Here is a 25,294-nt window from a genome sequence, read left to right on the forward strand (position 1 = left end):
GCTTGATCTCAATACTTAATGCAGAAAAGAAGGGCCATGTTCTTCGGTCGGGTTTCCGTGCCGCCGGTAGCCGCGACCGTCAGGGCGTGGGTATGCCCACCTGCAGCCCCGATCGCGACGTTATGCGCATGTGAACCAGCTGCAGCCACGGTGACGTTGTGAGCATGCCCGCCAGCGGCAGGCAGAGCGGAAACAGGTCTGTTCGGATGGGCCTGCCCTTCCTCCACGCCGCCGTTAACGTTGATCAAAGCGCCGACTACGTTGCCGGCGTGCGTGTGCTCGCCTTTGGTGTCAGTCGATGCTGCGTGCGTGTGCTGGCCCTGAGCATCCGTCGATGCGCTGTGGACGTGGTTGGCCACAGCAGCGGCCGACGCAGTATGGGTATGGGTTTGCAGGAGCATGTCCTGGAAGGTGCCGAACGACCGGCCGGCATCGATGCCGCGCCCGTCGTCCCAGCCCCGGGGGAACAGCCCCCGCATATCGGGCAGGTTGAACGTCGTCGAGCCGTCACCCGCGCCGTAATAGGTAGAAAGTCTCTCAAAGAGCTTTGCGAAGGTGGTCCGAGAAATCGCTGCACCGTTGCACTTGAGCCAGCCTGCCGGTGCGGCGCTCATGGCGAAGGCCGCGACCATGCCCACCATGGGCTCGCCGATTTGCTGATTCAGTTTGTTCAGCGCGGCCGTGGTGGCCAGGATCTGGCTGCTGTTGGTGGCGGGGTCATCGCTTTTGGCATTGGGCAAGTTACCCAGGCCCACGTCCTCTTTGGTGGTCGCCCGGGCGCGCAACTGCACATAGTCACCGTTGCGCGCTGCCAGGTACTGAATTAACGGGCCGGGGACGGGCTCCGTCGTTCTCATATCGACGATGTTGGTTGAGGAAACAAAGTTGGCGATCTGCACGCAGTAATGGCGTGCGCCGGCGGCGTCGGTGTAGTCCGATTGGTCGCCGTAGGCCAGCTTCCAGCTGGTCACTCGGTCGTTCAGTCGGCGCTCCAGACACACGTCCAACCAGATTTTTCCCGACGGGATGATGCCGCTGATCGGTAGCGGTTTGTCCAGGACCACCCGGATGCCTTCGATGTAGGCGGTGCCTGGATTCAATTGGTACTCGCCCACAATCCTTGTGAAGGCCAGCGAGCTGCCAAAAAAACAGGCGCGTCCGTACAGCTCGCGATTGTTCAAGCGCTCGCGCTCATCGATGCCGGCCAGACGCACCGTAAAGTCATGCTGCCAGGTGCTGGCATCGATGGTGATGCCGGTCAAAGCCATGGCGCCGTCAAAGGCCAGCAGAAAGTTTCGGGTGACGTTGTTACCGATCTGGAGCGGCGGCACGTTTTTGCGTTTCTGTTGTAACGGCACGGTGGACACAGCGCACAGCACCCCGTCCTCATCCTCCAGGCCGATCCAGTTGAAATTCCAGTCGCCGACGTCCGACCCCAGCTGCGCGCTGTACACCACCTGGTTAGGGTTCACGTAGCCGGCGTTCTGCGCGGGAATGTTGTACACATGAACGATCTGCGCCGCCGGCGGCTTGCCAGCAGCGCGATCAATCGGTGCGACTGGGTCCAGCCCGGGCACATTGGCGAAGATAAATTTGCTGATGATCAGCGGCTTTCTTTGGCTTTGCTTAAGGGCTATTTGGCTTTCGCCGGCCAGGGTGATATTGGCGCTCACGGTGCGCTCCTACAGGCTGGCAACCAGCGTTTGCTGGTCGTCGTTGAAGTCCACCACGGCGATTTGTAGGGCCATGGGGGTGATGGTCACGAAGTCATAACGTCGGCACGTTCGGCCGTACTGCTGGATCAAAACACGCAGCAATTCAGGGTTGAGCGACAACTGCGTATTGCTGAACTTGAGCTGGATAACGTCCCAGTCCCGGTCGGGTTGACGCTCCTCGATCTCGACATAGCCCACGCCCAGGCGCTCGAAAATGCGCTTCATCCCCGCGGTGCTGCCGGCGTCCACGGAGTTGATGAAGGCGTACTTCACTCGCAGGCGAAACAAGGCCTCGGGCTCGCCCTGAAAACGCGTGACGTCGCGCTGCCAGGCCCACAGGTCGAGGATGCTCATGTGGCAGGTGTCAGGATCAATCTGCGAGTAAGGCCAACGCAGCCAACCGGTGACGGTTTCCCACCAGGCCTGGGCGGCCTGAGTGAGCTTGGAAAGCTCGGTGCCTTCAAGCCAGAACGGCAACTTGAGCTTGATCAAAGGATCACCACTTTCAGGCTCTGCAGCCGGGGGATCGACAGCCCGCTGACGATATCCCCCATGGGCACAAACTTGACGGACTCGATACCCCGGAACTGCTCGTGCAGCTCCTGCGCCAAGCGGCTGATACTGAATCGCGATTGGGGATAAGTGAGCGTGGGCTGGTAGTCCCGAGGCGTGCTTTCGCGGAATGCGGCTCGCACAAATAATTCGATTTCGTGCGTGAGGTCGGCGATCTGCGCCGGCGTCTGGTTGGCAAAGGGCCAGACGTTTACCTGAAAACTGATCATTTGTTCAGGCATGACCATGGCCAGCAGATCGTCGCCATGGCCGTGGTTGCCCTGGTCGCGGATGTGCGCATTGATCTGGTCCAGGTAACTGCTGGCCGGTACGCCGGCATCGAACAGCACATAGGCGTTTGCGCTACCTGGTCCGCGTGGTGCGCCGTGTTCGAAGTAGACGCCATCCGGCCGTACGCCCGGGAAAGCGGAAATCATGGCGCGATAAACGGCATCGGTGTGCCACTGGTTCACCGCCGAGAACTGGTTGCGCACCCGCAGGCGCAGCTGGTCGTTGGGCTCCGGATCTGCACCAGGTGATTCCAGCCAGCCGTCGCTGTTGACCACCTGGACGATGCCCGGTACCGGGACCGGCAAGATGGCGTAGTAACCAGGTGCAAGGTTAAAACCGCTGCCAGATTCGAGCGCCTCCACCGGCACTTCAAGTTGGAGTTGCCCCTGCTGGAAGGTCGCGGCGGCGGTCGTAATGAGCTGGTAAACGTTGCCGTTGATCGCGGCTGACTGCACCACAATGCCTTTTTCCAGATCCATCACGCCGTCAGGTGTGGTCCGCGTGAAGAGGACTTTGCCTTGGGCTTTAGTTGCCCCTTTGCGTTCGACGTTAACCGCCCAAGCCAGCGTGTCCAACCAGGCGTCTTCCGCTGTTTTGACAAAAAAGTTGGGCAGGACAGTCAAGCACAGGAAATCCAGCAGCCACAGCACCGGCTTGGTGACCAGGGCCGTCATCACCCGCCAGAACGGCGAATAGCTGCTGGTGTTGGCCACCTTGGCGCCCTGGGCTTCGACTTCCTTTTCCCAGGCGGCTTTCAGGCCAGCCTCCGTGGTGGGGATGCCCGTCTCGGCGATCACCTTTTTAAAATCGACGCTCACAGACTTACCTCAATCGATCCGAATTTCAGGGTTTTGGCCGTGACCAGGTAGACGCCAGGCTCCTGCTGGGTAATGCGTGCCGTGCCCGGCACCAGGCGTTCGTCGTCCTCCACCAACAGCTCCAGCTGCTGGATGCAGTCGCGTTGACGCAACCGATCACGCTCGGCGACCAAGACGACCAGGAGCCCGCTGTCGCGGATCATGTGGGCGATGTCCTGGGCGATGCATGCGCGGTCATCGATCAGTTGCGGCTGACGCGACGGATCCAGGGCCAGGTCGTTGTCCACAATCAACAGATCCACGTACTCGCTCATCCGCCCACCGCCATGGCCACCATGTTTTCCATTTCCAGCGGCGTCATTGCCTTGCCGGTGTGGATATTCACGTTCTCCACATGCGTGCCCTTGTTCTGGTTGCTGCTGTTGTTCTGAATGCTTGTCAGCAGGCCACCAGGCGGCACCGCTGCCGGACGCGCCGGGGAAAGGCTGGGGATGGCCGCGTTGATGGTCTGCTGGGCTTTCTGCGCGGCGTTGGCAGTGTCAGCGGCGTTGGTCGCTGCATCGACGCCGGGCACCTCGGGCATGCCACCGAAGCGCGCTTCGATGTTCACGCCCGGGATGCTGTTCAGCAGCTCGATCACGCCGTTCACGGCTTGAGTGAAAATGCTAACGATGCTGTCCCAGGCGGCCCGGGCCATGCCTGACCAGCCGCCCATGGCGTCGAACCAGTCGGAAAGCTTCTGGAACTGCTCGGCAACGAATTGAAACGCGGCCGTGTTCATCAGGGCCGTGGTCCATTCGTCCCAGTAGTAGACGGCCGCCACAACGATCGCGACCAGGGCAACGATGGCCACCACAATCCACACCACCGGGTTGGCCAACAGCGCAGCATTGACCAGCCAGATGGCGCCCTGCCAAAGCAGCATGGCGCCGCGCACCAGCGCCAGGCCGGCGCTCAAGGCATAGACCACGGTCATGTAAGCCAGGATTGCCAGCTTCTGCAGGACGAAGCCGGCGACGGTGCGCAGGTTCAGCAACTGGACGACTTTCCAGATCGACACCAGGCCCATCCAGGTCATCCTGGATACCCCCACCACCACGGTGAGCAATGACAGGGCCGCCACGATGCCCATGATGGTCAGCGCCGTGATGCCGATCACGCGGGTGATGTTGGGGAACAGCTGCGACCAGCGCACCAAGGTCTTGCCGATCTCGATCATGCGGTTCATGAACGGTGTGAGCACCGGAATCAGCACCTGGCCGAACACCACGCGCATGACTTCGACCAGGGACGCCCACTGTTGCCAAGGATCGACCATGGCCCTGGCCATGTTCTCGGCGTTCTCCAGGCCGCGCACCTTGCCCAACTGCTCAATGCCGTTGCGCAACCGGCTGGTGTCCTTGGCCAGTGCGCCGATCACCTGGGCGCCTTCGCCGCCGAAGGCCTCCAGCAGCTTGGCCCCGGCCGAGGCGCTGGTCAGGTCGCCGAACTTGCCCTGGAGCTTGTCCAGGATGGTCATCATGGGCAGGATCTTGCCTTGCTGGTCGGTGAACTTGATGCCCAGTTTGTCCGAGGCGGCGCCGATGTTTTCGAAGAATGCCTTGTAGCGTCCCCCGGCATCGCCGCCTTCCATGGTGCTGCTCAGGGTGCCGATCACCGCCATCTGTTCGGCCAGATCCACGCCGGCCGTCGTGGCAATGGCGCCCGCCTCCTTGAAAGCGTCCTTCATCGCCGCGCCGCTGGTGCGAAACAGCTGTACCGCCAGTGCCGTCTGGCCGCCGAGCCTTTCGACCCATACGCCCTTACCCATCGCATCGGCTTGGGACTTCTGCAGGTTGTAGAGCGTGCCGACGTATTCGCCCATGGTTTCGGCGTCGGTTTTGGTGGCCTTGGCCAACAGGTTGCTGGTGTTGGTGAAAACGGCCAGTTGGTTACCGGCCAGGCCCTTGATGGCGCCCTCGATCAGGTACGCCGAGGCCACGAACTCCTGGGCGTTCTCGCCGTAGTTCACCGCGAACTCCAGGGACTTGGCATTGAGCGATGACAACGCATCTTCGGCCACGCCCAACGATCGAACGTCGCCCAGGGCGCGGTTGACCTCCAGGGCCGGCTCCATGGACTCGCGGATCCCGACCACGCCCGCCGTCAGCCCACCCAAGCCCAGGCCGATGGTCTTGATGTGCTTTTCGCTCTGGTCGGCCAGCTCGGAAAAGCCCATTTTCACTTTGCCCAGGGGCGCGGTGACCTTATCGGTCAGGCTCAGGATGAAAGCCAGGCTGGCGCTACGGTCTGCCAATGTCGTTACCCGTTCAGCGCAAGGGCAATGCCGTTAGCCACGGCAAATTCCATGCGTCTCCAGTGTTCGTCCTCCAGCCACTTGGCCGTTCCCATCGCCTCGGGCGTGGGTTCGGCTCCAGGTAGCCAGCGGTTCGTCAGGGCCATCAGCTGGCCCAGGCCGTTTTCGCTTAGGCGCTCAGCGTGCTCGAGCGCTTTTTTACGATCACCTCAACATTGGGGGCGTACTCCTCGAGGAGCGCGCCGGCGAGCTGCATCACCATCACCGGGTTGGCCAGCAAGGGTTTCAGGACGGCCTTTTGTTCCTGCAGCACGGTCGTCATCAGCAGGTTGTTGCCCGGGGCGACTTTGTTGGTCTGGGTCAGGGCGTTGAAGTACTTGGTCACGTCAGCCGGGGTCAGGTTGAAAGTGAATTCCTGGTCGCCGATTTCCAGGGTGATTTCGGTGTTCTGTTGGCTCATGGGGTGGATCTCTTGTTGAGTTGGGTTGAGGTGTTGGCCTGGTGTGCCGGCGATCGCTGGCAAACTCCGGCTGCGTATTGCTGCAGGCCGAGAATCATTTGCCGGCTGAGGGCAAGCTGATCTCGGAGGGTGAAATAATCCGGTCGAGCGTCTGCAGCGAGTTCGGCGCCTCCTGCATCAGCCACGCGGGTGGTGCCGGCGGCGGTGGGCACAGGTCCGGACGCGGGGCAGGTGGCATTGACGCGCAACCGCTGACCGCCAGTGTCAACAGCACGGCGCAGGCGTTCGTTTTCAGTAAGTGCATGGGTCAGTTCCGTGGTGTTTCGTTGATCGATCGCGTCCCGCTCGGCGAGCATTTCGCCGGTGACGCGGGCCGCTTCACGCAAGCCGGCCACTTCCCATTGCGCACTGTCCCGCTCGCGCCGGGCGTCGTCGCGCTGGTCCTGGACCGAATCAAAGGCCAGCCAGGCCACCAGGCCGGCCAGCAGAAGGAACGGTGCCAGGCGCAATGGGGAAAGGCTCATTTCAGGCACAGCTCCATTTCGGCCAGTCGGCGGTTGTGCAGGCCTTGAATGAACCGCTTGCGGCCCTGGGCGTCGGTGACAAACGACCAGACGGGAGTCCTCCCGTCCGGCGCCCAGGCCAGCGCCCGGCAGCCGTCAGCGATGCGGCCGGCGTTGATAAGTCCTACCGCCCGACTGGCGCAGGTGCTGGGCGTACCGACGTTGTGCGCGTGGCTGCTCAAGGCATCGAACGTGTTCTGGTCCACGTCCTGGTTGGTGATGCAGTCAGCCAGCTGCAGTTGCCCCTTGCTGATCACCAGTTGCTCCACCTGGGTGCACCGATCGGGTGACCAGTAGTCGCCGACCACCACCGGGAAGGGGCTGGTGTGGCGGGTGATGCCTTTGCAGACGGTGGGCAGCCCACCGGCCAGCTTGTCCGCATAGACGGTGTTCTGGCCATTGCCTTCCCAGGTGCCCAGGAAGACCACCAGCGGGGCGCTGGCCAGCGCCAGGGCCCCGGCCTGGATTTTTCCGCGAAGGCTCATGGGAACCACACCCGCAGCACTGCTGGCACGACCATTTGCAGTGCTGCACCGAGCAACGTCAGGATGGTCAGCAAACGGCCAACCTTCGAAGCAATGTCATTCACCGCCACCGTCAGCGTCTGCTGGCCAGCGTTGAGTTCAGAGAGCTGCCCGGCCATGTGCTCAAAACCCTGCTCCAGCTTGGTCACGCGCGTGGGTACGGTTTCGTGGCGGTCCTCCAGTTCACTCAATCGGTGTTCGATCACCGCCAGTTTCTGTTCCATCGATCCGAGGCGAACGGCTTCAGTCGTCATGTGCGCTTTCTCTTTTCGTAGCCGCTCTGGCAGGTGACGCAGCGGGTCATTCCGCCCAGGGTCTGGCGTGCCACCGGGATTTCGTTGTCGCAGTCCTGGCAGTGGGTCAGGCTTGGCCCGACCGGCCGAGGCTGGCGCAGCTGGGCTTGAATCGCCTGGTCACGTTGGCGCTGCTCAAGTTCCTGGGCGCGGTCGAACCAATCCACCATCAGCGCAGCCCCTCAATCTCGGTAGCGTCGAGGTACGGAACGCCGTTGATGTGGATAAAGTCCGGACTGGTGACGTCGAACGGCACCTTGTGCTTGGCCTTCTCGCCGCCCTTCGGATCGATCGCCAACAGGCTGGAAATCTTCACCTTGCAGCCGAACGCCTCCACGCGCAGTTCTTCGTCCTCGCCGGCCTTGGCGAAGAACACCGCGTCAAAGGGCTTCAGGGCGCGGAAACTGCCCGCCGATCGCGCTGCGTCGATCAGCAGATTGAAGTTGGTGGTATCCAGTTCGAACTCGCCGGCGGCGGCCACGTCGCCGTCCACGGTGCCATCGGGCACGCCCCGGGTTTGGGCCACGGCCGAGTTGTCGGTGATATCCAGGGTGCAGTTCTCAACGTGCAGCGACAGGTCGCCCAGGCTCACGTCGAAGTTCTTGCCGCCAATCTTTGCCATGGCGCGTTACTCCGTTTTGTCGGTGGAAAGATCCAAGGCGATGTTCGCCGTGAGGTCTTTCGGGCAATTGAGGGGTTTGAGCTTGATGTAGGCCGCCACCTTGGTTTTGCTCAGCCAGCTCAGCACCAGGTCGCCGTCCTTCGGCGGCTCGATGTCGCCGGGGAACACTTCGCCATTGAACGTGGTGGACTTGGCCATAGCGCGCAGAGGGGCCATCAGTTGGTTGGTGTTGACCGCCATGCTGTTGGGCGTGCTGTTCAACCGGCGATCGCCTACCCGGCGAATCAGCAGTGGCCGGATCAGGCGAGCGGCCTTGTCGGTGATGCGCAGGTATTCCACGACCTGGAAGTCACTGGCAGGGGTGTCGAGCATGTTGCCGTCGCCCCAGTACACACCCTGGTAGTCCGGGTAGGTCTGCGAAACGGAGTACCGAGCGCGGTCCAGTTCACTGCGCACGGCCGAGGGCAGCGGCACCTTGTCGCCGTCAATCGGCACCGGGCCAAGCCCCAGCACTGGGCCGGTGGCCACGCGCATCGGGCTGTCGGCAACACTCACGGCGGCGTTGGCCAGGCGTCCGGCCAATATGCCCAGGTCATTGCCATGCAGTTGCGGTACTACCAGGACTCGCGGCGCTGCCACGTTGGCCACCAGGGCTTGCTGCTCGGCAACGTATTGCGCCCAGGTCTGCTCGGCGGTGATGCCCGCAGTGGCGGCCATCACAAACACGCGGCGCCCGTAGGTGTTGTTCAGGGCAACAGCGGCATCATGCATGGCGGTGAATTCGGCCGATGTGGTGGCCGGTTTTGTGATGATCACCGCTTCTACCGAGATACCTTGCTGCTGGGCTTTCTCAAGGGCTTCGGACCAATTGCCTTCGGCGCCGATCGGGGCCGCCACACAGGCCCAGCGCTGGCCACCGTTGAGGCGGGCGGCGTTGATTTGGGTTTTCAGGTCGCTTGCCGGAATGCCCAGGGCCGTGTCCAGGTCGCTGTCGGTGTTCAGCGGGATGAACTGGCCGACGTTCTTGCCGGCGGGGCCAATGAAAAGGAAGTAGCGCTCAATCTCTGTTACGGCACCCTGGCCCAGATTGAGATTGTCGACGGTGACTTGACCGAGTGCCATGCAATGCCTCGTTAGCGGGGTGAAGTTAGGATTTGTTGCAACACGTGGTTGATCAGCAGGCTGGTGTCGCGTTGGGTGTTGGCGCCGATGAACTGGCGTTTCGGCAGGGTGATTTCCCAGCTCTGGGCGCCGCTGGACTCGTTGCGTTCGTCGTCCAGGATGCGAATCAACAGCCCGGCCTGGGCGTAATTCACATGTTCCTGGATCCACGCCACAGACGGCCGGGACAGCGTCTTCTTGCCAGCCTGGCGCACGCGAAAGCCCAGCCGGCGCAGGCGCTTGGCCTGCTTGGCGGTGGCAGCTAAGCCCGGGGCGGTCTTGTTCCAGCGGCGCATCTGCGCGGCGGTGCGGCGCTCACTGACGCCGTTGTGCTGTTGAGTCGCGACCCAACGGGTCAGGGCGTTTTTCCAGCCCAGTTCCGCCTCGTCGGCGCTCAACCGGGTGACCACCATCAGCTTGGCCAGACCGGCTTCCATCTTCTTTTTGCCCTTGCCGTCGCCCTTACGGGGTGCGAAGGGTGAGCCGTCCAGGTTCTGCTGATCGCGCACACGCTTGCGGCTCATCGTCCGCACGCGCTTGGTCACCTGGTTGAGCAACCGACGGCGCAGTTTCGGCGGCAGGCTCAGCAGCGCCAACTGCTCGCGCACGCCCAGTTGGCCGCGTACGTCGAGTTCGAACGTGCTACGCCCGGCCATCGGTGGCCACCTCGCCGCGCTCAGCGATCCACAGATCAAAAGGAACGAATGCCCAGGTCTTGCCGAAGGCCTGGATCTCGCCGGCCGGGTCTTCGGCCAGGTATTGCGGTTCGACGAATTCCAGGGTGAGTTCCACGTCGAACAGGTCATTGTCCAAGGGCTCGACGGCGAACAGCGGCGCCGGCAGTTCGTGCCGATCGCGGTCCGGGTCGTGGGTTTCCAACCAACTGCCGACCAAGGCCATTAGCCGTGCCGGATGGTCGGCGAAGCGCTCCAGGATGATCGCGGCGCGGTAGCGCATATCGCCCAGGTGCATGCCGTCCACGTCGGGCTTCCAGACCAGGTTAAGCGTGACCTGCTCCGTCCAGCTGTCGAGCTGTTCAGGCTCGACCAGACGGCGGTCCAGCAGATAGGCAGTCAGGCTTTGCAGCTTGGTCATAGCAGCGCCGCCGTGATGCGGCCACGGCCCTGCAGGGCGCGCACGGCCTGTTGGCTGAAAGCCAAGAAGGTTTCGGCACGCTCGGGCGCTTCCTTGCCGGTGTTTTCCGCGCTTTCACGACGGGTGACGGTGGGGAATTGCGGCAGCGAGTTACCCTTGGCGCGGCAGTACACCGCGCGTTTGTACAGCTTCACCTGGAAGGCACGTTCCGGCAGCAGCGTGGAATCCGCGGACTCGACACGCTTAATACCGTTGGCCTGCCAGCGGGCTTTGCACTTGGTCAGGTCCGTATTGACCTCGACCATGGCAGTGTTCAACGCGTCGACCAGCAGCTCGACCAGGTACTCCGCCGGCAAGCGTTGCTCCTTCTGGAATTCGGACACGGAGAGGTCCGGCCAGAAGCCGTCATTCTCGATCGTCTGTTCCACAAAGGTGGTGGGTCTCCCGGAAAAACTCATTGCTGGCCGCTCAAATAGGGCGGGGAGCCTGTTTTCAGTGGGACGGTCCATAACTGGGCGGCTCACTTCCACAGGTCCCCGCTGGGGGGGGTAGTCGGTTATTCGGAGGCCGGGTTAGCGGCCGTTTGTTTTGCCAGCGCCTTGCGGACCTTCTCGATGCGCGTGTTGTTGCCAGCCTGGGCGTACAGCTCGGTGGATCGTTCCAAATGCTTGAGCGCGATTTCCCACTGTTCGGCCTCCATGGCGCGCATGCCGATCAACTTGTGGTACTTGCTCGGGATCTGCTCCGTCAGTTGCCATTCGCCGTCAACTCGGGGCAACAGGTCGGACAAATAGGGCTCCGGGCTGCGGCTGGCGTTGTATTCGGCGTAGGCCCACTCACATACGGCGTCGGCCACAAAGGTCTGAATGTCGCGGCGCTTGAAGCGCTCCGGCATCTGCTGACCCTGTTCCATCAGGAAGTCCGCCAGTTCCAGGGCGTCATCGAACTGGGCGGTGTCGAACAGCCAGATCAAGACCTGCACCGCCACGCGATTGGGGAAATTCAGCCCCGATTCGCAGTAGCGCTGTACGTACTCCTGGTACTTGGGTAGCAGTTCTTCGCGCTTGAGTGCCTGACGCCCGGCCAGGCCGTTGATGGCGCTGATGCGCGCCAGGTCCTGGTCCAGCGCCGCTTCCTGCAGCATCAAATGCTTGCGCGCATTGGCTGGGCTGTTCAGGGCTTCCGCTGGCGAGTAAGGAAGAGCTGCGGAGACGGCAGCCGCCGTAATGGCGGCGCCTCCCAAGGCGATGGTGCGGCGCTTGTGCGCAAGGGCCAGACTCACGCGACCAGCTCCACGTTTTCGGTCATGGCGAACTTTTCCAGCTGCTCGATCACGTAACCTTCGTTGCGGCTGTTGTAATCCTCGACGCGGGAGCGCTTGGGATTTTCGATGGTCTGCTTACGCCAGCTGGAGTCCTGGAAGTAGATCGACAGGTTGTCCCAACTGGTGACCACCACGCCGTTGACCGGGAAGAACGGCACGCTAAAGCTCGGCAAGCCGCCGTAGGTGGCAATCACCTGGGCTTCTTCGATGCGCTCTTTTTCGGTCGGAGTGTCGCCCTGCTTCGAATACAACTTGGCCTTGTCAGCGGCCAGCAGGTCGGTGCCGATGATTGCGATCAGGTCGCCGGCATCGCGCAGACGCTCGTCCACCAACTGCTTGGTGTCATGCACCAGGGCGTCGAGGTTGGCGTAGTCGCCACCGGCGCCGAGGGTAACCTTGCCGGCAACCTTGCCTTCCTTGAGCACTTGGGCCGGGATCTGTTCCCGGGCCTGTTGCAGCCAGCCTTTATTGACGTCCTGCAGCATCGGGTACTGCTCGATGTCGGTTTGCACCGCCGCGTGGGTGCCATGAAAACCGACCATGATGCGATCCAGCGCGATCTGTTTTTGCACGGCAGCGGAATAGCGCTGGTGGAAGTCAGGGAACTTGGCCCAGGCGTCGATTTTCGCGTAGGGCAAGCCCACATCGGACTCGGTCGACGATAGCTCGTAGGTGTCCTGATCCAGCGACGACGCATCTTTGGCTTCGCGATCGGTGGTCTTGGTGTTGGTACGGCCAGTGACCGGGCCCGACACGCCGATGAAGACTTTCTGGCCCTTGATCTCGCTGACAGGGATGACGTTGATCCGCTCCAGGAAGTCGGACTTCGCGGTGATCGCGTCATTCAGTTCTTGGGCAATGGTTGGATCGACGCTAAAGTGCTTGCTCGCCAACTCCACGCCATAGCTTTCAGCGATGGCCAACTGCAGTTCGGCGTACATCTTGGCGCCGAAGGCGCTCAGTGAATGGGCCATGTCAGAGCACCCGCTTTTTGGTGGTGGTTACCGGGCCGGGATTGCGCGGCAGGTGGCGACCATTGGGGGTATTTTTCAGCTCGTTGAACTGCTTTTGCAGGGCGGCCATGTTTGCCAGCAATGTCTTATTCGTCGCGCCGTCCTTGCGGCTGAACTCACGTTCATCCTCGGCGGTGGTCACGATGTCATCGACGGCGGCCTGCACGTCATCAATCGGCGCGGCTTCGGGCTCTGGTGCCTCTTCAGCGACGGGCTCAATCACTGCCTGAATGCCAGCAGCGACAATCAGCAGTTGAGCCAGCAGGGCTTTCAAGGCCGTTGCGGTAGCTTCATCCATAGGGGGTTCGGTCTCGGTTGTGGATTGCGGGGGGACTTCGGTGGTGCGCTCTTCAAGGCCGAAGCGCTTGAATAAGCCCGTGAACATGCTGAACAGCTTGGCCATGTCGCCTTGCGGCTCTTCGTCACGCAGGGAGCCAAGGGGGACAGAGGCCGCGAAGTGGACCGGTTGACCGGTTTTGCGGGAGAAATAGAGTTCTTGGGTGCCAAGGCTCGACGGTGAATCAGTCACCGCCAAGCCGACCAGATAGGCTTTGCCGGTGTTGGCAAAGTCCGGCAGGATCTCGATGCTGGAAAACAATTTCTCGCCCTGGTCGTTGAGTGCGAGCAGCTTGTCATTCGGTTTCAGCTGGGCTTCCAACGCGACCTGGCCAGGCTCCAGACCTTCGCCCTCCTCCACCAGGCGCACCGCATAAACGGTGCCGTAGGAACCTGGCCAGCGTTCATGTTCGGACCAGATCGAAGCGGTGTATTTGGCAGTGCTGTAGGTCTCAGCGATATCGCGCAATTCCTGGGGAAGGATCACTCGGCCATCAATGGTCGGGCCACTGGTGGCGACGCGTTTCCAGAACGAAACAAGGGAACGGGGCATGGGCGATAACTGCGCTCAATCGTTGAATGAGCCGCCACGATAGGGAGCTGCAAAGCCCCCAACAAACGGTTCAAATGCGCGTTCCTCCTATATTCGCGATATAGGTGAATCCCGGAATTTAACCCCACGTTTCCAACGTTTTCGCCGCATAGACTGCGGCTCATGTACTACTCGACCGAAGTTAAAGAAGCCGCCAAACGCCTGTTTCTACGCCGCTGTAAGGCCAAGGAAATTCAGGCGCAGCTCAACCTGCCCAACATCCGAATCGTCTACTACTGGATCCGCCAGGGCGGGTGGGAAGACATGCTGTCGGACGAAGAACCGCTAACGGCCGTCGGCCGGCGAATCACCCTACTCCTGGACAAAGCCAGCAGCCTGACCAAGGACGAACTCAACGAGCTGGACCGGCTGACCACCGTTCGCGAGCGCCTGTTAAAGCAAGCGGTCAAACCGTCGCCAGCGCCAGCCGGGGAATCTGCAGACGAGCCACAGGAACGCCGCCAGGGTGCGCGTGGCGAACGTTCGGGCCGTGGCGATAGCGGAGGGAAGAAACGCGAAAAGAAAGTGAAGAACGACATCAGCGGGCTGACCGAAGTCGACTTCCTGGATAAGTTCATCAGCAAGATGTACCGCTATCAGCAGGAGCTGTTCGCAGCCAAGCAAAACCCGCTGACATGCCGGATCCGCAATATCCTGAAAAGCCGCCAGGTCGGTCTGACCTACTACTTCGCCGGCGAAGCATTTATGGACGCCGTACTCAGCGGCGACAACCAGGTGTTCCTGTCGGCCAGCCGCTCGCAGTCGGAGATTTTCCGCAGCTACATCATCCAGTTCGCCAAGCAATGGTTCGATATTGAGCTGACCGGCAACCCGATCACACTCAGCAACGGCGCCGAGCTGCGCTTTCTCAGCACCAACAGCAGCACCGCCCAGGGCTACCATGGCCACGTCTACGTCGACGAATATTTCTGGATACGTGACTTCGACAAACTCAGCACCGTGGCCAGCGCCATGGGCACCCACAAGAAGTGGCGAAAAACATATTTCTCGACGCCCAGCGCTGTGTCGCACCAGGCGTACCCGTTCTGGTCGGGCGAGGAATTCCGCAACAGCAAACGCGGCAAGAAGGCCGGCGGCACCTGGCCCACCGAGGCGTCCTACACCCAGGGCGCGCTGTGCCCCGATGGTCAGTGGCGCAAGACCATTACTCTGGACGACGCCATCGCTGGCGGCTGCGATCTGTTCGACCTGGAACAGCTGCAGCTGGAGTACGACGAAGACAAATTCCAGCAGTTGTTTTACTGCAAGTTCATCGACAGCAGCCAGAGCGCGTTCAGCCTCAAGGACCTGGAACGCTGCTATTCCGACCTGTCGTTGTGGGAAGACTACAACCCGGAACTGGATCGGCCATTCGGCAACAGCCCGGTGTGGCTTGGCTACGATCCGAGCCGCACCCGCGACGACGCTACCTGTGTAGTGGTCGCCCCGCCGCTGGAACCCGGGGCGAAATTCCGCATCCTGGAAAAACACAGCTGGCGGGGGCATTCGTTCAATTACCAGGCTGCCCAGGTCAAAAAACTAACCGAGCGTTTCAACGTGCAGCACATCGGTATCGATATCACCGGTGTGGGATATGGCGTGTTCGACCTGGTGCGCGACTTCTACGCGAAGGCCACGCCGATCCATTACAGCCTTGAGACCAAAAACACCCTGGTACTCAAGGCCCAGGACACGATCCAGGGCAGTCGCATCGAGTGGGACGCCGGCTGGACCGACATCGCCCAGGCGTTCCTGACCATCAAGCGGGGCACCACCACCAGCGGCCAGGTCACCTACAGCGCTTCGCGCACCGATGCTACCGGCCACGCCGATATCGCCTGGTCGGTGATGCATGCCCTGGCCAATGAACCCCTAAACCACAACAAGCGGCGCCGCAGCCGCTACGTCACGAGCGGAAACAATGCCCAAGCCACGACACAGAAAACCCCATGCCAGCCAGCAGGTGCGGCAGCCACAGCCCATGCGGGCGTTCACCTTCGGGGAACCCGAACAGGTGCTGTCCGGCAACATCGGCGAGTACCTGGGGGTATTTCTCAGCGACGACGGCGAAATCTACAAACCGCCGGTGTCGCGGGCGGGCCTGGCCAAGCTGCTGCGCGCCAACGCGCACCACGGCGCCATTCCCAAGTTCAAACGCAACTTGCTATTGCGTGAATTCATCCCTTCCGAGGGCTGCAGCACGCAGACCATGGGCCGGGCGAGCCTGGATTACATGGTGTTCGGCGAGGCGTATTTCTATCGCGATACCAATGCCTTTGGTGAGGTGCTGGAGATGCAGCACCTGCCGGCGATCAACATGCGGGTGAAGGTGGACGGCGGGTTCAGGATGTTGATGCCAGACGGCAAGTACATGGACTTCGACCAGGACGAAATCGAACACGTCCTGGACTACGACGTGGAACAGAACATCTACGGCGTGCCCGACTACCTGGGCGGCCTGCAGGCTCTGTTGCTCAACGAAGCTGCGACCCTGTTCCGCCGGCGCTACTACAGCAACGGCGCGCACGCGGGCTACATCTTCTACACCAACGACCCGGACCTTACCGAGGAAGACGAAGACAACCTGCGCGCCCAGATCAGCGCCAGCAAGGGCGTGGGCAACTTCCGTTCGATGTTCGTCAATATCCCCAACGGCAAGGAAAACGCGATCCAGATCATCCCCGTGGGAGACTTCCAGGCCAAAGACGAGCTGGAGAAGGTGAAGAACATCACCCGTAATGACGTGATTGCGGCGTGGCGTATGAACCCTGCCCTGGCCGGGATCATTCCGGAAAACAACGGCGGGTTTGGTGATATCGAAAAGATCGATCGCGTGTACACCAGCAACGAAATTAGGCCGATCTGTCAGTTGTTCAACCAGTTGAATGACACTCTGCGAGAAGACAGGAAAATTAGCTGGCTCAAGGCGCCATACACAGTTGATAACACTACACCTAACGTCTAATAAAGGAATTACAACTGCTAACTGTGACAAAATAGTGGCTATTGGCTGCCCTGGGGAGGGACACAATGAGAGTTGTATGCAAATGCGGAAACAAGGGTCGGATTGCTTCGAGGGAAGAACTATCGCGGGATTTTGCAAAGCTTTATTGCCAGTGCCTCGACGCAACATGCGGGCACACCTGGGTAGCGAATTTGACGTTTTCGCACACGCTCAGCCCATCCGCTCAATCCTACGAAAGAATGCTGTTTGATCGTTTGAGAGAAATGCCCAAGGCGAAACAGCGGGAGCTGTTCGATCAGCTTGGCGCTGCTTGATGCGATCAAAAAAAGCGCCGGCCACACAGAGCCGGCGCATGCTTTCAGTGTTAGGCCAGGTCAATCATTCGATGTCAGAAGGCTCAGCAAGATAGCCGGCGATGCGTCGCACCTGATTACGGTCTTTTTCAGATATCTGTCGGTAAAGCTTGATAAGGCGGACTTCCAAATCTGTCAGCTCCAGCCATTCACAACCAACCGAGTCGCGATAACTGCTTTCCAATTTCTTGCGATCCAACATGCGTACTGCTCCGTTATTGCATTTGCTGAACTGACGGTGCTGGGCACGGATACCCACTCAGACGCAGCTATTTCATCGGAGATACGCAAATTGCTACAAGAATTAATTTGACTGCGCATCGGCCTCGGCAGCCATGGCCTTAACGATCCGGCGCACAGTTTTTTGATCATCGGGAGGTAGGCGCCTGAACTGCTCGACTAGATCCGCTTCTGCAGGATCCAATCCCTGACTAGGTGGCGGGGACCGATGCCCAGATAGTACGTAACCCGCGTCAATCTTGTGTTCCGCTAATGCGGACACATAGCGCAGGTCCAATGAATTGGCGCCTAACTCGTAATTTTTCTGAGTTCCACGGCTGACGCCCACCAACGACCCAAAATCAGTTTGATTCAAACCTAAGCGCTCGCGCTCTTCCCTCAGGCGATCACCCACTCCGTCAGCTATGAGCATTTTTTTATTCACCACACTTGACCTGATCAAATATTTGACCAAGAATCGCCACAGACAAACAGAAACAACCACAAACAAACAGAGTAGACATGATGCCCGCCACCATTACACCCGAGCAAGCCCGGGCCGCTCTTGATCGCAAGGGAGTGAGCATCGCGGAGTTCAGCCGTCAGCACGACCTGAATAAAAATTTAGTCAGCGACCTATTGAACGGTCGGATCAAAGGTCGCCGTGGGGAGGCACACCGAGCCGCCGTGTTGCTCGGTATCAAAGACGGCGTGATCGCACAGTAATAGCCAGAGCACTGAGGGAAAAGCAGAAGATGGAAAGCCAGGTTCTAAAAACACGTCGCGAAGTTGTCAGGGCAATTATCTGCACCTTCGAAGGTGGCCGCGAATGCGCCGCTGCTCAAATCGGCCTGCCGCTCAAGAAGTTTGATAATCACGCCTATGAAAACAACAACTGCCGCCCTTTGACGGATGTGCAGATTTTCCAGCTGGAACAAGTCACTGGCACCCAGCACTTTGCCAACTACGTGGCCGCAATGTACGGCGGCATGTTTATACCGATGACCCATCCAGAAAATCTGGACAACGTGGAGATGTACGCACGAGCTTTGCAGAGTTCGGCAAAACGGGGCACGGTCGATCAGATCATTGCCCAGGCGCTTGAGGACGGCGTGATCACAGACGTCGAAGCCGAGTTAATACAGAGCGCTCATACGCTGCACATGGCAGCACGAACCGCCGAAGTCTATGCCGCCATCGATCTTTACCGCGCCAAATCGGGGAAAGCCAAATGAACGCTCAGACCAACACCCTGGATTATCAGGAATGCATGCAGAACGCCGCATTAGCATTCTTTGAGCGTCATCAAGCCGAACACCTGGGCGACCTCTCGGCGCTTTTCAACCGCACCGTCATTCACCTGGTGAGCAGCTTCAACGTGGCTGAGTCGGTTGCAATCAAACTGACTTCCCTTGCCCACATCGAGCTGCTGGAAATCGCCTTCCGCCAGCGCCTCGATCTGGATTACAGCAGCGACACCGTTGTGGTGATCAAGGATCCGATCAAGGGACTCTGCTGGTCCATTCCCGTCAGCCTGATCTATGAACGCATCCTGAACGCCCCTGACAACGTGCGTTTGCGCTCCGCGAACTCTTAACACCCAACCCAACCAATCGCCGGCCCCACGTCCCGTGGGTTTGGGTGAGCTGCGCCCGAAATCGAGGTTTAACGATGGCAAACGCCGTAATTGTCACCACACAACTGCCCCCAGCAGAGGCCGAAGCGTTGCTGGCAAACCTGCGTGAACAGTATCGCTTGAGCCTCAACGAACACTGGTATGCCGATCAGTTCCGCTTTGTTGCGGACGGTCTACGCCACGGCGCGATCCTCGCCCAAGTCCCGGTAATGGCTGCGCAAAAACGCCTTATGGCAGCCCTGTCCCACAGCCTCAAAGCAGTGAAGTAACCCCATGAAAGAAGATCTTCGCCACGACGTGCTGCAACGCCTCCAGTCCGACTTCGGGCTCAAGCACCGCACGGGCACCGACTACATGCGCGGCGGCACCTGTCCCAAGTGCAAAAAGAAAGAACTGTATTCCCGGTTCGATACGCCATGGATGGTGATTTGTGGTCGCCCTGAGAAGTGTGGCCACACCCTGCACGTGAAAGAGCTGTACGACGATCTATTCGAAGACTGGAGCAAACGTGCGCCGGCTACAGACCAGCACCCTAACGCCACCGCACGCGCCTATTTGGAGTTCGCCCGGGGCTTTCGGTTTGAACTGATCCAAGGTTGGTTCACTCAGGAAAGCTTCTATTCCCCTGAACACAACGCCGGCAGCGCCACTGTGCGCTTCGTCCTGGAAAAAGGCGGCTGGTGGGAGCGCCTGATCGATCAGCCGCACCGCTTCGGCAAGATGAAGGCCCGCTTCAAATCCAAGGACAGCTATCGCGGCGTCTGGTGGTGCCCGCCTTGCGTCGATCTGCTTGAGGCCAAGGAAATCTGGATTGTCGAAGGTATCTTCGACGCCATCGCCCTGGTGCATAACGACATAGCGGCCGTATCGGCCATGTCCTCGACAGCGTTCCCTGGGGACTCGCTCAAGGCGTTGGTTAAGACCCGCGAGGGAGGGAAGCTGCCTAAGTTGGTGTGGGCCCTTGATAACGAGCCCAGCGCCAACGCATACACCCGGCGTTGGGTACGCGAAGCCCGTGCCCTGGGCTTCGTCTGCGAGTCAGCACAGATCCCGCAACGCGACGGTCGCAAGTCTGATTGGAACGATCTTCACCAGCGCTGGAGCTTCATCCAGGACGACACCAAACGCGCCGACCAGATCGCCACCGACCTCAAGCAAGCCCGCCACCTGGGAGCCTTGTTGTTGGCAGAGAGCGCGGCGGAAAAAGCCTTGCTCATGTACGACTGGAACAAGCGCGGGGAATTTCACCTGGGCTTTGGGAGCCGTCTGTACTGGTTCAAGTTGGACATGGAGAAATTCAACCGAGCCATGTCCGACATCGAGGACAGCGAGAACCACGACGACCAATTGCTTAACCAGGCGCAGCAGCGCGAAAAGGCGCTGCAACAGTCCGGCAGCGTCGTAGAGATCGCCAATTGCTACCCACAAGCCTTGTATTTCCAGCGCAACGAGGTAACGGACGAGTCCTGGTACTACCTGCGCGTGGACTTCCCGCACGATTCGGAAAGCGTGAAAAACACCTTCACCAGCGGCCAGCTATCGGCCGCGAGCGAATTCAAAAAGCGGCTGCTCGGTATGGCGGCGGGTGCCATGTTTACCGGCAGCGGCCAGCAGCTCGACAAGCTCATGAAGGACCAACTGTTCGGCATCAAAACCGTTTCGACGATCGACTACGTGGGCTACAGCAAGGAATACGCCTGCTACGTCTACGGCGATATCGCGATCAAGGACGGCACCACCTACAAGGTCAACAGCGAAGACTATTTCGAGTTCGGCAAGCTGCGCCTGAAAACCCTGCAGAAAGGCGTCCCTATCAAGCTGCAGCGCGAAGCTAAAGGCTTTGATGAGAAGTGGGTGCAGTTGCTGTGGACCTGCTTCGGCGCCCAGGGCTTTGTCGCCCTAATGTTTTTCTTCGGCTCGCTGTTCTGCGAACAGATCCGCGCTCGCTACCAGTCCTTCCCGTTCCTGGAAGCCACCGGTGAGGCCGGCGCCGGCAAAACCACCCTGCTGAACCTCCTTTGGAAACTACTCGGCCGCGAAGGCTATGAAGGATTTGACCCTATGAAATCTACCAAGGCCGGGCGCTCGCGTCTGATGGGCCAGGTCTCTGGCATGCCGGTGGTGTTCCTGGAAGCCGATCGCCACAGCGATGATCGGGCACACGCTAAAACCTTCGAATGGGACGAGCTGAAGGACTTCTATGGCGGCGGCACCCTGGCTACAAAGGGCGTCAAGACCGCCGGTAATGAGACATACGAGCCACCATTCAGGGGAACGATCGCTATCAGCCAAAACGCGGCCGTGGTCGCGCACGAAGCAATCATGACGCGCATCGTAAAGCTGCACTTTGTACGCCCGACTGTCACACCGCAAAGCCGTGCTGCAGCTGATCAGTTGAACGCGCTAGATGGCGGCACTCTGAGCCACTTCCTGTTGCGGGCCGTGGGCAAAGAGTCCGCGGTGCTTGAGCTTTTCGCCCAGCGTATGCCCGAACACGAAGCGAAGCTGCGCCGTCTGCACACCCACTGCTTTGCCTGCGACACCGCGTATGTCAGCGACCAGGGCAACTGCAGCGGTTGCGGCTATGACCTGCGCGGCTACATCCGGGTCGAGCGCATCAGCAAGAACCACGCTCAACTGCTCTCGCTGCTGGATGGCCTGCGCCTGGTCCTGAAATTGAGTGATCCCCAGGTCGCCGCCACCCAGCGCCAGATTGTGCGGATGGCCATCGAGCGCCAGGCCTCAATCAGCTCCGACCACGCGGCCGTGGCCGAGTTTTGGGAGGTCTACGACTACCTCGAATCCTTGAGCGAAGATCCGGTGGTGGACCACAGCAGTGACCCCACTGTGATCGCTATCAACCTCAACGAATTTTGCGAGCGCGCCGCCGAACACAAACAGAAGTTGGCCGACGTGGCCACGTTGCGCGACCTGCTCAAAGAGTCCCGCTCCCGCAAGTTTCTGGATAGCAACAAGGCCGTCCACAGCGCTGTACGGGCCGCGTTCAACAGCCGCAACCCCTGTTCACAACCCCGGCCGACCACAGTGAAGTGCTGGACATTCAAGGCGTAAAGGAGAGCAAGACCGATGCAAATCCAAGTGTTTATGGGCAATGCCGGCGACGGCAAAACAAGCAAGTTGCAGTCCGTGCAGGACCGCCTGGACTTCACAGGGCAAAGCGCGCCAGTCATCCAGGCCGGTGCTTATGGGGAGGATGGTTTGCTGGAAATCCTGGAAGTCCGGGCAGCAGGTGGGCAGCGCGAAATCCTGGTGGACGACTGCAGCCGGCAACAAATCTTGAGGGTACTTGAGTGGCAATCATGTGTTGAACATGAGCCGAATTTTGACGACCTGGTGATCCACCTGGCCCGTAAGGACTGACCTTTTAAGAAACAGTGCCGAGGAGTTGCAGCTCCTCGACACCCAACTACAGCAGAGGGCTATACCATGCAAGCACAGAACCTAAGCAGCAGCGGCACGAAGGCTACCACACCGGCGCGACACCTGGTGGCCACCGCGATTATCGGCGCGGCCGTCATCGGCTACCTGGTGCACAAAACCCCTGAATCACGGACCCGCCTCGAAAGCCTCAGCCAGATGGCCAACACCCTGGGCGAACTGAGCGCAACGGATGCGGCCGTAGTCGCCCAAGTGCTCGCCAAACCTGCAATCCGGGGTGAATCCCGCGATGTCTAACAGTCCTGCAGCAACGCCAGTACGGCGCTTTCCCTGGAACATCGATTACACCAGCGTGTGCGACCAATGCGGCAAGTGGCGCGCCCATGGCAACCATCTGAAATGCAGCCGGCGGCGTCAGTTGCAGAATGCCCATCTACGCAACCACAAGCCCAAGCCATAAGCCGCGTCCACCAGAAGATGCGCTTCCAGATACTTGGCCCGGAAACGGGCCTTTTTGTTTCCGATCGTCAGACTGTCGATATACGAGTACAGCGTTAGGGGTTTACATGAGTGGGGTCGAAGCTCGCGGGAAATCCGTGAGAATCTATTTTCAGTACAACGGGGAGAAATGCCGGGAAACGATCCCGGGTGGCAACACACCGAGCATCGTGGCCCAGGCAAAGCGCCTGGTCGATATCATCGAATACGAGATCCAGACCGGCACGTTCGATTATGCGCGGCACTTCCCCAATTCGGCCAAGCTGGTCGAGAACACCTTCGGGCACTACCTCGACCTGTGGTTAAAGATCAAAGCCAACAGCGTTGCTGCGTCGAGTTATCGAGGCTATGCCAACAAGGCCGAAGTTCATGTGCGGCCGCGCTGGGGGAAGGTACAGATCGACAAGATCGATCACCTGGACCTGCAGGAGTGGATTCAGGGCACGCTCTCCAAAACGCTTAAGAACAAGACCATCCGCGACATCATCAGCAACGTGCGACAAGTGTTCCGGTTGTACCGCACCAGAATGAAAGTCGCTCACGATCCCACTGAAGGTTTGATGGTGCGTCTGCCCGATCCCGAAGCGCCCGACCCTTTCACACGCACCGAGATTAAGCAGATCCTGGAAACCCCGACCACGCGCACTTATGAACTGCTGATGGTCCAGTTCATGTTATGGGCTGGGCCCCGGGTTTCCGAAACCATCGCCTTGGCGTGGGAGGACGTCGACCTGGCACAAGGCACAGTGACCTTTCGCCGATCGAAAGTACGCGGTGCGTACCGCGTCACCAAAACCCGACGCTCTATGCGCAAGGTTCGCCTGCTGGCTCCAGCCTGGGAAGCGCTACGCAAGATCGACGCGCTAACCCGAAAGAGGAAGGCGGAAACCGTAGAGATTGTCGAGCGAGACAACAAGACGGTACGCAAACACACACTGCACTTTGTGTTTTTGAACACCAAAAGCGGTCTGCCGCATGCTAACGATTTTGTCGTGCGTGACCGGTTCTTTAAGGCTCACTTACTGGCAGCTGGGGTTCGCTATCGTGGCCCCGGACAATGCCGACACACATACGCCAGTCAGTTGTTGACGACGGGCATTGCCTCGATCGACTGGATTGCCGAACAAATGGGACACACCAACGGTAACATGATCCGACAGCATTACGGGACGTGGATCAATGAGGACGGGCCCGACGTAGTAGGCATGCTGCAGTTGGCGTTAAAACTGACGCCGCTCACAGCTCAACAGTAAATCCAAGTAATCCCACCGCGTCGGCATACTTGACCACCGCGTCGGCACTACGCCAGATCCGCAGAGGCTCGCGTCGCGAGCGCACCGGGATCAGCCGTGCCGTGGGCCCGCCCAGGCGCACCGAGAGGGTCCAGCGGCGGTTATCGCCCAGGAGCCGGCCGACCACCACTTCGCGCACCGCATGCTGGCTGACCAGGGCTTTGAGGGTGTCGTCGTGAATCGCTTCGCCGATCATGACGGGAGTTCCGCCTGGCGCGCCTGGGACGCGGCATCGAAGGCCAGGTACAGGCCTTCCTGGCTGGCCGGATTCAGCGCCTTGACGGTTTCCAGGCCCAGGCCGAAACCTTCGGCGCGGGTGGCGGCCTGGAGGACGTCGTAGAGGTTGTGGGCCATGGCGATGGTCAGCGTCAGCCGGGCCGCCTTGATGTGGATGTGGCTGGGCAGGTTCAAGGGCGCCAGGGCCGCCTCGATGTCGATCATGCCGACACCGCCGGCAGCTCGCGCAGCAGCGCAGCCAGGTCGTGCCAAGGGTATGGGGTGAAGTCATTAGCCAGGCGGCAGCCTTCGGCGTGCCGGAACGGCTGCCCTGCGTCGCGCGCGCACTGCCCGGCGCTGCACCCGGCACACAGCACCGCATTAGCGTCGAGCACCCAGTTCAGCGACCAGGCGTTGACCCCTTCATCGAGCCGGTACCGGGCCGCGTTTTGCTCACCGGTGCTCATAAGGTGCGCCATTGCGGCCGTAGGGCCGACAGTTGTTCCTCCAGGTGCGCCAGGCTGTCGGCCGACAGCACGCCGCCATAATGCAGGCCCTGGAGCAAACGCCAGAATTCCATCGGCGCCCGGGCGTCGGCTTCGCCGATCCGCTGGGCCAGATTCCTGGCCAATGGGTTCAGCGCCTCGTGGCGGCCTCCCACACGAGCCAGGTAAGTCGCCAGGCATTCATAGAGAGCAACGGCGCCGCTGGCCAGCTCGGGCGTGCGTGGATCTTCAAGGGAGCGGTTCAGCGCATTGGCGGGGCTGGAATCAAAGTTCATGGGGCACGTCCTTGTTCGAGTGAGGGCCCCCCGGTGCGTAAAACCAGCAGCGGGGGTTATGGCGTACCAGTGTAGGGGGTTCTGGTCGCCGTGCCCAATAAAAAAGGCCCCCACACCGGGCGCAAGTGTGGGGGCCTATTTGACATAAACGGCGTTCTATTCACCCGTCGGCAGATGCCACGACCGAAGCGGTCGGTTGTATAAGACGCGTAAAGGGCAATGGATGAGGCAACCCACCCAGTAATGAAAGCTAGCCGTACAAAGATTGAACTCAGCCCCT

General features: G+C 60.3%; 37 protein-coding genes. 12 read left to right on the forward strand and 25 right to left on the reverse strand.

All coding sequences use genetic code 11. The features are described from left to right. Positions 1 to 8: 8 nt before the first annotated feature. The 19 genes from QZH45_RS21395 to QZH45_RS21485 form a co-directional block, all read right to left on the reverse strand. Positions 9 to 1,673 (reverse strand): phage tail-collar fiber domain-containing protein, encoded by a 1,665-nt coding sequence (locus tag QZH45_RS21395; RefSeq protein ID WP_432779730.1) that lies wholly within the window; start codon positions 1,671 to 1,673, stop codon positions 9 to 11. Between the two features lie 9 nt (positions 1,674 to 1,682). Continuing rightward, complete coding sequence (locus QZH45_RS21400; protein ID WP_039013060.1) at positions 1,683 to 2,207, reverse strand: phage tail protein; 525 nt, start codon at positions 2,205 to 2,207, stop codon at positions 1,683 to 1,685. Next, positions 2,204 to 3,376 (reverse strand): baseplate J/gp47 family protein, encoded by a 1,173-nt coding sequence (locus tag QZH45_RS21405; RefSeq protein ID WP_432779732.1) that lies wholly within the window; start codon positions 3,374 to 3,376, stop codon positions 2,204 to 2,206. The genes QZH45_RS21400 and QZH45_RS21405 overlap by 4 nt, the downstream gene beginning before the upstream one ends. Then, positions 3,373 to 3,690 (reverse strand): DUF2590 family protein, encoded by a 318-nt coding sequence (locus tag QZH45_RS21410; RefSeq protein ID WP_045154849.1) that lies wholly within the window; start codon positions 3,688 to 3,690, stop codon positions 3,373 to 3,375. Before QZH45_RS21410 ends, QZH45_RS21405 begins: the two co-directional genes overlap by 4 nt. Next, a complete protein-coding gene (locus tag QZH45_RS21415) occupies positions 3,687 to 5,672 on the reverse strand; it encodes a phage tail tape measure protein (protein WP_432779734.1) in 1,986 nt (661 codons plus the stop codon). The genes QZH45_RS21410 and QZH45_RS21415 overlap by 4 nt, the downstream gene beginning before the upstream one ends. Before the next feature lie 5 nt (positions 5,673 to 5,677). Continuing rightward, positions 5,678 to 5,818 (reverse strand): DUF6890 family protein, encoded by a 141-nt coding sequence (locus QZH45_RS21420; protein ID WP_039013052.1) that lies wholly within the window; start codon positions 5,816 to 5,818, stop codon positions 5,678 to 5,680. 23 nt (positions 5,819 to 5,841) lie between these two features. Beyond that, positions 5,842 to 6,132 carry a putative phage tail assembly chaperone gene (locus QZH45_RS21425; protein WP_123596360.1) on the reverse strand — a complete coding sequence of 97 codons (291 nt, stop codon included), beginning with the start codon at positions 6,130 to 6,132 and terminating at the stop codon, positions 5,842 to 5,844. Beyond that, on the reverse strand, positions 6,129 to 6,656 hold the full coding sequence (locus QZH45_RS21430; RefSeq protein ID WP_432779736.1) for a lysis system i-spanin subunit Rz: 528 nt from the start codon (positions 6,654 to 6,656) through the stop codon (positions 6,129 to 6,131). Before QZH45_RS21430 ends, QZH45_RS21425 begins: the two co-directional genes overlap by 4 nt. After that, entirely contained in the window at positions 6,653 to 7,180 is a 528-nt protein-coding gene (locus QZH45_RS21435; protein ID WP_432779738.1) for a lysozyme, read from the reverse strand. Before QZH45_RS21435 ends, QZH45_RS21430 begins: the two co-directional genes overlap by 4 nt. After that, a complete protein-coding gene (locus QZH45_RS21440) occupies positions 7,177 to 7,473 on the reverse strand; it encodes a hypothetical protein (RefSeq protein ID WP_432779739.1) in 297 nt (98 codons plus the stop codon). Before QZH45_RS21440 ends, QZH45_RS21435 begins: the two co-directional genes overlap by 4 nt. Then, positions 7,470 to 7,682: a TraR/DksA family transcriptional regulator gene (locus QZH45_RS21445; RefSeq protein ID WP_432779740.1), complete on the reverse strand. Its 213-nt coding sequence runs from the start codon at positions 7,680 to 7,682 to the stop codon at positions 7,470 to 7,472. Before QZH45_RS21445 ends, QZH45_RS21440 begins: the two co-directional genes overlap by 4 nt. Beyond that, entirely contained in the window at positions 7,682 to 8,134 is a 453-nt protein-coding gene (locus QZH45_RS21450) for a phage protein (protein WP_313934329.1), read from the reverse strand. The genes QZH45_RS21445 and QZH45_RS21450 overlap by 1 nt, the downstream gene beginning before the upstream one ends. A 6-nt stretch (positions 8,135 to 8,140) precedes the next feature. Beyond that, entirely contained in the window at positions 8,141 to 9,256 is a 1,116-nt protein-coding gene (locus QZH45_RS21455; protein WP_432779741.1) for a DUF2586 domain-containing protein, read from the reverse strand. Positions 9,257 to 9,267: 11 nt separating this feature from the next. Further along, the gene (locus QZH45_RS21460) at positions 9,268 to 9,951 is read right to left on the reverse strand and encodes a phage virion morphogenesis protein (protein WP_432779742.1); all 684 of its coding nucleotides are present in this window, start codon (positions 9,949 to 9,951) and stop codon (positions 9,268 to 9,270) included. Beyond that, positions 9,938 to 10,390, reverse strand: a complete 453-nt coding sequence (locus QZH45_RS21465) for a phage tail protein (protein WP_204126901.1) — start codon at positions 10,388 to 10,390, stop codon at positions 9,938 to 9,940. The genes QZH45_RS21460 and QZH45_RS21465 overlap by 14 nt, the downstream gene beginning before the upstream one ends. Continuing rightward, positions 10,387 to 10,848 (reverse strand): head completion/stabilization protein, encoded by a 462-nt coding sequence (locus QZH45_RS21470; protein ID WP_432779743.1) that lies wholly within the window; start codon positions 10,846 to 10,848, stop codon positions 10,387 to 10,389. Before QZH45_RS21470 ends, QZH45_RS21465 begins: the two co-directional genes overlap by 4 nt. Before the next feature lie 98 nt (positions 10,849 to 10,946). Further along, entirely contained in the window at positions 10,947 to 11,672 is a 726-nt protein-coding gene (gene gpM / locus QZH45_RS21475; protein ID WP_432779745.1) for a phage terminase small subunit, read from the reverse strand. Beyond that, the gene (locus QZH45_RS21480) at positions 11,669 to 12,688 is read right to left on the reverse strand and encodes a phage major capsid protein, P2 family (protein ID WP_432779746.1); all 1,020 of its coding nucleotides are present in this window, start codon (positions 12,686 to 12,688) and stop codon (positions 11,669 to 11,671) included. The genes gpM and QZH45_RS21480 overlap by 4 nt, the downstream gene beginning before the upstream one ends. A 1-nt stretch (position 12,689) precedes the next feature. After that, positions 12,690 to 13,616 carry a GPO family capsid scaffolding protein gene (locus QZH45_RS21485; RefSeq protein WP_432779748.1) on the reverse strand — a complete coding sequence of 309 codons (927 nt, stop codon included), beginning with the start codon at positions 13,614 to 13,616 and terminating at the stop codon, positions 12,690 to 12,692. A gap of 162 nt (positions 13,617 to 13,778) precedes the next feature. Here QZH45_RS21485 and QZH45_RS21490 point away from each other — a divergent pair, with 162 nt between their 5' ends. The 3 genes from QZH45_RS21490 (at position 13,779) to QZH45_RS21500 (ending at position 16,934) form a co-directional block, all read left to right on the forward strand. Continuing rightward, complete coding sequence (locus tag QZH45_RS21490; RefSeq protein WP_432779749.1) at positions 13,779 to 15,830, forward strand: terminase large subunit domain-containing protein; 2,052 nt, start codon at positions 13,779 to 13,781, stop codon at positions 15,828 to 15,830. Beyond that, positions 15,742 to 16,620 (forward strand): phage portal protein, encoded by an 879-nt coding sequence (locus QZH45_RS21495; RefSeq protein WP_432780560.1) that lies wholly within the window; start codon positions 15,742 to 15,744, stop codon positions 16,618 to 16,620. The genes QZH45_RS21490 and QZH45_RS21495 overlap by 89 nt, the downstream gene beginning before the upstream one ends. 65 nt (positions 16,621 to 16,685) lie before the next feature. Continuing rightward, on the forward strand, positions 16,686 to 16,934 hold the full coding sequence (locus QZH45_RS21500) for an ogr/Delta-like zinc finger family protein (protein WP_084571020.1): 249 nt from the start codon (positions 16,686 to 16,688) through the stop codon (positions 16,932 to 16,934). Between the two features lie 64 nt (positions 16,935 to 16,998). Here QZH45_RS21500 and QZH45_RS21505 read toward each other — a convergent pair whose 3' ends face one another. Together QZH45_RS21505 and QZH45_RS21510 are read right to left on the reverse strand one after the other, a co-directional pair. Further along, a complete protein-coding gene (locus QZH45_RS21505; protein ID WP_354339655.1) occupies positions 16,999 to 17,175 on the reverse strand; it encodes a hypothetical protein in 177 nt (58 codons plus the stop codon). A 102-nt stretch (positions 17,176 to 17,277) separates the two neighbouring features. Further along, entirely contained in the window at positions 17,278 to 17,625 is a 348-nt protein-coding gene (locus QZH45_RS21510) for a helix-turn-helix domain-containing protein (RefSeq protein WP_354339676.1), read from the reverse strand. A 92-nt stretch (positions 17,626 to 17,717) separates the two neighbouring features. On the opposite strand from QZH45_RS21510, the gene QZH45_RS21515 reads away from it, so the two are divergent. From QZH45_RS21515 to QZH45_RS21555, 9 genes are all read left to right on the forward strand, one after another. Beyond that, on the forward strand, positions 17,718 to 17,918 hold the full coding sequence (locus QZH45_RS21515) for a DNA-binding protein (RefSeq protein ID WP_432780561.1): 201 nt from the start codon (positions 17,718 to 17,720) through the stop codon (positions 17,916 to 17,918). Between the two features lie 29 nt (positions 17,919 to 17,947). After that, positions 17,948 to 18,427, forward strand: a complete 480-nt coding sequence (locus QZH45_RS21520) for a YmfL family putative regulatory protein (protein WP_432779750.1) — start codon at positions 17,948 to 17,950, stop codon at positions 18,425 to 18,427. Continuing rightward, on the forward strand, positions 18,424 to 18,789 hold the full coding sequence (locus QZH45_RS21525) for a hypothetical protein (RefSeq protein WP_288912153.1): 366 nt from the start codon (positions 18,424 to 18,426) through the stop codon (positions 18,787 to 18,789). The genes QZH45_RS21520 and QZH45_RS21525 overlap by 4 nt, the downstream gene beginning before the upstream one ends. A gap of 74 nt (positions 18,790 to 18,863) precedes the next feature. Further along, complete coding sequence (locus tag QZH45_RS21530) at positions 18,864 to 19,097, forward strand: hypothetical protein (protein WP_288912154.1); 234 nt, start codon at positions 18,864 to 18,866, stop codon at positions 19,095 to 19,097. A gap of 4 nt (positions 19,098 to 19,101) precedes the next feature. Further along, on the forward strand, positions 19,102 to 21,900 hold the full coding sequence (locus tag QZH45_RS21535) for a toprim domain-containing protein (RefSeq protein ID WP_432779751.1): 2,799 nt from the start codon (positions 19,102 to 19,104) through the stop codon (positions 21,898 to 21,900). Positions 21,901 to 21,915: 15 nt separating this feature from the next. After that, positions 21,916 to 22,209 carry a hypothetical protein gene (locus tag QZH45_RS21540; protein WP_432779753.1) on the forward strand — a complete coding sequence of 98 codons (294 nt, stop codon included), beginning with the start codon at positions 21,916 to 21,918 and terminating at the stop codon, positions 22,207 to 22,209. Positions 22,210 to 22,275: 66 nt separating this feature from the next. After that, positions 22,276 to 22,524, forward strand: coding sequence for a hypothetical protein (locus QZH45_RS21545; RefSeq protein WP_432779755.1), 249 nt, complete (start codon positions 22,276 to 22,278; stop codon positions 22,522 to 22,524). Further along, positions 22,517 to 22,687 carry a hypothetical protein gene (locus tag QZH45_RS21550; RefSeq protein ID WP_432779756.1) on the forward strand — a complete coding sequence of 57 codons (171 nt, stop codon included), beginning with the start codon at positions 22,517 to 22,519 and terminating at the stop codon, positions 22,685 to 22,687. Before QZH45_RS21545 ends, QZH45_RS21550 begins: the two co-directional genes overlap by 8 nt. Before the next feature lie 106 nt (positions 22,688 to 22,793). Beyond that, entirely contained in the window at positions 22,794 to 23,978 is a 1,185-nt protein-coding gene (locus tag QZH45_RS21555) for an Arm DNA-binding domain-containing protein (protein ID WP_432779757.1), read from the forward strand. On the opposite strand, the gene QZH45_RS21560 is transcribed toward QZH45_RS21555, so the two are convergent. Genes QZH45_RS21560 through QZH45_RS21575 form a run of 4 tightly spaced genes read right to left on the reverse strand, consistent with a single transcriptional unit; the run spans position 23,962 to position 25,014 of the window. Continuing rightward, positions 23,962 to 24,213: a hypothetical protein gene (locus QZH45_RS21560; RefSeq protein ID WP_432779758.1), complete on the reverse strand. Its 252-nt coding sequence runs from the start codon at positions 24,211 to 24,213 to the stop codon at positions 23,962 to 23,964. The two genes, QZH45_RS21555 and QZH45_RS21560, sit on opposite strands and share 17 nt — an antisense overlap. Next, positions 24,210 to 24,458, reverse strand: coding sequence for a hypothetical protein (locus QZH45_RS21565; RefSeq protein WP_432779759.1), 249 nt, complete (start codon positions 24,456 to 24,458; stop codon positions 24,210 to 24,212). The genes QZH45_RS21560 and QZH45_RS21565 overlap by 4 nt, the downstream gene beginning before the upstream one ends. Next, positions 24,455 to 24,712, reverse strand: a complete 258-nt coding sequence (locus QZH45_RS21570; protein WP_432779761.1) for a hypothetical protein — start codon at positions 24,710 to 24,712, stop codon at positions 24,455 to 24,457. The genes QZH45_RS21565 and QZH45_RS21570 overlap by 4 nt, the downstream gene beginning before the upstream one ends. Further along, complete coding sequence (locus QZH45_RS21575; RefSeq protein WP_432779762.1) at positions 24,697 to 25,014, reverse strand: hypothetical protein; 318 nt, start codon at positions 25,012 to 25,014, stop codon at positions 24,697 to 24,699. Before QZH45_RS21575 ends, QZH45_RS21570 begins: the two co-directional genes overlap by 16 nt. Positions 25,015 to 25,294 lie beyond the last annotated feature (280 nt).

Origin of the sequence: Pseudomonas corrugata (genome assembly GCF_050920615.1) — a bacterium.
Lineage (GTDB): Bacteria > Pseudomonadota > Gammaproteobacteria > Pseudomonadales > Pseudomonadaceae > Aquipseudomonas > Aquipseudomonas corrugata.